Origin of the sequence: uncultured Endozoicomonas sp., from assembly GCF_947495845.1 — a bacterium.
Lineage (GTDB): Bacteria > Pseudomonadota > Gammaproteobacteria > Pseudomonadales > Endozoicomonadaceae > Endozoicomonas.
The window spans coordinates 1-1624 of sequence record NZ_CANMAO010000073.1 but is presented as its reverse complement, the minus strand read 5'-3'; the positions used below and the strand labels follow the sequence as shown (position 1 = coordinate 1624).

Annotated in this window: 1 protein-coding gene; it reads left to right on the top strand. The window is 43.0% G+C overall.

The features are described from left to right. Positions 1–125 precede the first annotated feature (125 nt). Positions 126–1481 (top strand): transposase, encoded by a 1356-nt coding sequence (locus Q1B11_RS20100; RefSeq protein WP_299735777.1) that lies wholly within the window; start codon positions 126–128, stop codon positions 1479–1481. The last annotated feature ends 143 nt before the right edge of the window (positions 1482–1624 follow it).

Below are 1624 nucleotides of genomic sequence, written 5' to 3'. Positions count from 1 at the left end.
CAGCAATTCCCGCTCTTTCCTGAAGCCTCACAGCTGCAAGATGTACAGAGGAGGTAGAAAAACACAGCCCGCACAATTCTTCGACTAAAATCACTGATTACTCAATCTTTGTCGTCGGTATAGTTATGGGTACGGCCATTCAGAAAAACATCAGACATTTCAGTGCGTCTTATTTGATAAAAACAGTGTCCGATTGCTTTGAAAATATTCCAGACCACCGCCCTAATAAAAGCAGTATTCCCTTTGGTAATTTCCCAAAATCAGCTTTTGCAGTGATGCATCAAAAATTTGATTCGCTCCTGGGATTTGACGAAGAACGGCTTGAGCCAACCTGCTGTTATAACCTAGAAAAACTCTATCATGTTAAAGAGGGCAAAGTACCTTCTGATACGCGCATGAGAGAAGTCCTTGACCCGATAGATCCCGTGGAATTCAAGAAACCATTTAAAGAACTATTCTCGATCATTCAGCGTAACGGAGCCCTTCAGGGATACACCTTTAATTGTGGAAAGTTAAAAGACCATTACTTACTGCCTATTGACGGCACCGGTCTTTTTTATTCAGACACCAGCCGTTGCGCTGATTGCTGCGTCAAGAATGAAGGGAAGAAAAATGAAACCTATTACCACAATATAATGGGTGGCTGCCTTGCTCACCCCAACAGAAAAACCGTTATTCCCTTGGCGCCTGAAGCTATATGCCGCCAGGATGGTTCCACAAAAAATGATTGCGAGAAAGCCGCAATCAGACGGTTTTTGGCTCAGGTAAAAAAAGACCATCCTCGTCTACATCTGGTCATTCTTCTGGATGGCTTATACGCCGACAACCCTACGGTAGCAATGATAAAGGAGTTTGGATGGCACTACATTATCGTCGCAAAGGATGGAAATCATGTGGCACTTATCGAGGCCATGAATGCGCTTTATGATCAGGGCGAGGTCCATCATCATACCGTTGTTGATGCACCAAATAAGACGACACATAAATTCCGTTACGCTAATAACGTGCCACTCAATCTTCAAGATGAAACAGAACACGTTAATGTACTTGATTACATTGAAATCGACAAAAAAGGCATTCAGCATTTCTGGTGCTGGATCACCGATATTGAATTAACCAATGACACCGTTGAATCGGTGATGCGAGGTGGACGCTGCAGATGGCGCATTGAAAATGAAACGTTTAATACCCTGAAAAACCAAGGCTATCAACTTGAACATAGCTATGGGCATGGCGAAAAACACCTGGCTACGAATTTCGCCTACCTTACTTTTTTGGCGTTTCTGGTCGATCAGATCCAGGAACTGGCTTGTCCACAATTTCAGCAAGCGCTGAATAAACCAAAAAAGCCGACACGTAAGCGACTTTGGCGAAAAATCACATCGTTCTTCCTGACGTTGAGAATTGACAGTTGGGGTAGCTTGTTTAGAGCAATTTCTCATGGGTCAAAAGCACAAGATATAGCCTTTGATTCATCGTGAGTTACGAAATAGCCAGGTTTGATCGGGGTGACAATCATTTTCATACTGCAGAAATGTCTGTAGGTGTTTCATTGTTCTATCAAATAGTGCTTACGACAATTTTCTGATAATGGATTGTGTCGCATATTCATCGGGAGTGGCTG

Excerpts from the sequence above, each read along its gene's own strand:
- Q1B11_RS20100 (WP_299735777.1), top strand. The coding sequence starts at position 126 with ATGGGTACGGCCATTCAGAAAAACATCAGACATTTCAGTGCGTCTTAT.